Source organism: Gordonia sp. NPDC003585, from assembly GCF_040610755.1.
Lineage (GTDB): Bacteria > Actinomycetota > Actinomycetes > Mycobacteriales > Mycobacteriaceae > Gordonia.
In genome coordinates, this window is sequence record NZ_JBEXMX010000183.1 from 1 (window position 1) to 2,532 (window position 2,532).

The window sequence follows — 2,532 nt, forward strand, 5'->3', positions numbered from 1 at the left end:
GGCGAGCTAGCCCCTCCTGCCGATCCGCGATTGCCCGTACGGCCGCCAGGTGAGCAGCTTCGGCCGCCTGCGCGACGGCCTCCCGCTCGGCGAGTTCCTCGCGGGTCACCTCGAGAGTCTCCGCGGCGATCTGCACGCCCTCGGTCAGTTCCGCCTCGGCCGCGGCCGCCTCGTCGGCCTGCCGCTCGAGCGCGTCGGGGTCGGGCCCACCCGACTCGTTCACCGGTTCGCGCAGATAGCGGCTGCGTTCCGCGGCGACCCGGCACGTCGCGTCGACACGTTCGGCCAGCGCTGACAGGCGGAACCACGCCTGATTGGCCGCCGACGCCGCCGGAGTCACCTCGGCGAGATGCTGCTCATGCTCGGCGACCTCGGCGGTCATCCGGTCCAGCGCCTCGGTCACCTCGTCCTGTTTGCGCCGCACCTCGTCCTCGACGGCGCTCTGCTCGGCCATCTCGGCGCGTCGGGTGACCAGATCGTCGGCGGCCAGCCGCAGCCGGGCGTCGCGCAGGTCGGCCTGGACGGTCTGGGCCCGCCGGGCGACCTCGGCCTGGCGCCCCAACGGCTTGAGCTGGCGACGCAGTTCGGCGGTGAGATCGGTCAGCCGCGCCAGGTTGGCCTGCATGGCGTCGAGCTTGCGTACCGCCTTCTCTTTGCGCTTGCGATGCTTGAGAACCCCGGCGGCCTCCTCGATGAACGCCCGCCGGTCTTCGGGCCGCGACTCGAGGATTGCGGCGAGGCGACCCTGCCCGACGATGACGTGCATCTCTCGCCCGATACCGGAGTCCGACAACAGCTCCTGCACGTCCATCAGTCGGCACGAGCTCCCGTTGATCTCGTACTCCCCGGCCCCGTCGCGGAACATCCGCCGCGTGATGGAGACCTCGGAGTACTCGATCGGCAGTGCACCGTCGGCGTTGTCGATGGTCAGCGTCACCTCTGCCCGGCCCAGCGGGGGACGACCGGAGGTGCCGGCGAAGATGACGTCTTCCATCTTCCCGCCGCGCAGCGCCTTGGCGCCCTGCTCGCCCATCACCCAGGTCAGAGCGTCGACGACGTTGGATTTACCCGATCCGTTGGGCCCGACGACGCACGTGATTCCCGGCTCGAAGCGCAGGGTCGTCGCCGAGGCAAACGACTTGAAGCCCTTCAGGGTCAGGCTCTTGAGGTGCACGACCGTACAGACTACTCACCATCGCGATCCGGATCCGCGTCGCACGCCGTCACCGCTCGGCGAAACCGTCCAGATCACCCCGCGGGATGTCGAGGCGATCAACCACCAACGACACCCGGCCGGGCGTCTGCCCGGACCGCAGCAAGTCCACCAAGGCCGCCACGTCGCGTCGCGTGCCCTCGGCCACCACCAGCACTCGGCCGTCGGGCTGATTGGACGCGTAGCCGGCCAGACCCAGTTCCAAGGCCCGCGAGCGGGTCCACCACCGAAACCCGACACCCTGCACGCGTCCGTGGACATGCGCGATCAACCGCACCTGCTGGTCGGGATCGGGCGGATCGTGCTCGGCGTGTCGCTTGTCGGACATGGGAGCAAGTCTGCTCCTCCATCCGTACCGATCGGCGTATTTCGGCTCCGGCGATGTCAGTCGGTGTCGATCCGCAGCTGCACCTGCGCGCCGGCCTTGATGGTGCGACCCACCGTGCACACGGCGTCGACGGCGCGCTCGACCACCACCAGGAGCCGTTGTGCAGCTTCGGGATCCAGTTCCGAGAGGTCGATCTCGAGCGTCTCGTCGAGTCGCGGGTACACCTCGTTCTCGCGGTCGGCGGCACCCGAGACCCGAATTGTCGCGTCGTAGTCGTCGCCGAGCCGCCGGGTGAGCGGACGATCCGACGACATCCCGGTGCATGCGGCCAACGCGATCTTGAGCAGCTCCCCGGGGGTGAACACACCCTCGACGTCTTCGGAGCCGACGAGTACCGTCGCGCCGCGCGAGCTGTGTCCGGTGTAACGTCGCACGCCCGTTCGCTGCACCCACAATTCCGTCATGGTCGTCAAGCGTCCTCTCGCGTCAGGTGATTCGCGGACCGGCGTTTGCTGCCGCACCGCGCGGACAATACCAAGGGCTTGGGCACCTCGACCATTCCTCGCAGTCACCGGTTTTGTTCAGCGACCCACCCGCCGACGCCGTCGGCGATCGGGGAGGCGGCAAGAGAGTGGCCTCGTCCCGGAAACCGCCCTTGTGGCAAGAAACCTCACGTGCGGCCAGAAACCGCTGGTGCGCGTCGGGTTTCTGACCGGACACGCGGTTTCTGGGTTCGCGACACGCCGACGCGCACCCGACGAGGGTGCTCGTCCGACCTGGGGGCCGCACAGAAAATAGGGGAAGAAACTTCTTCCCCTATCCTTGGAGTCGTCCCCACAAAATTTCGCGGGGACGACTTGGAACTTAGGGGAGGAAGTTCTTCCCCTAGATTTTTTGGCCCTTCTGCTCTGAATGTGGATGGTTAGTTAGGCGTACGGGCCGGGTGTGGGGGGGTGGGCGCACGGGCGCTCGTAGGGTTGAAAGCTCCTAC

The 2,532-nt window shown here is 67.9% G+C and carries 3 protein-coding genes; all 3 read right to left on the bottom strand.

Going from position 1 to position 2,532, the window contains the following annotated elements:
* The coding region (locus tag ABZW74_RS24430; protein ID WP_355280091.1) for an AAA family ATPase at positions 1 to 1,174 on the bottom strand (1,174 nt) is incomplete at its 3' end.
* 49 nt (positions 1,175 to 1,223) lie between these two features.
* Positions 1,224 to 1,541, bottom strand: coding sequence for an acylphosphatase (locus ABZW74_RS24435; protein WP_240862576.1), 318 nt, complete (start codon positions 1,539 to 1,541; stop codon positions 1,224 to 1,226).
* A gap of 56 nt (positions 1,542 to 1,597) precedes the next feature.
* Complete coding sequence (locus tag ABZW74_RS24440; RefSeq protein WP_240862574.1) at positions 1,598 to 2,005, bottom strand: OsmC family protein; 408 nt, start codon at positions 2,003 to 2,005, stop codon at positions 1,598 to 1,600.
* Between the last annotated feature and the right edge of the window lie 527 nt (positions 2,006 to 2,532).

Excerpts from the sequence above, each read along its gene's own strand:
- ABZW74_RS24435 (WP_240862576.1), bottom strand. The coding sequence starts at position 1,541 with ATGTCCGACAAGCGACACGCCGAGCACGATCCGCCCGATCCCGACCAG.
- ABZW74_RS24440 (WP_240862574.1), bottom strand. The coding sequence starts at position 2,005 with ATGACGGAATTGTGGGTGCAGCGAACGGGCGTGCGACGTTACACCGGA.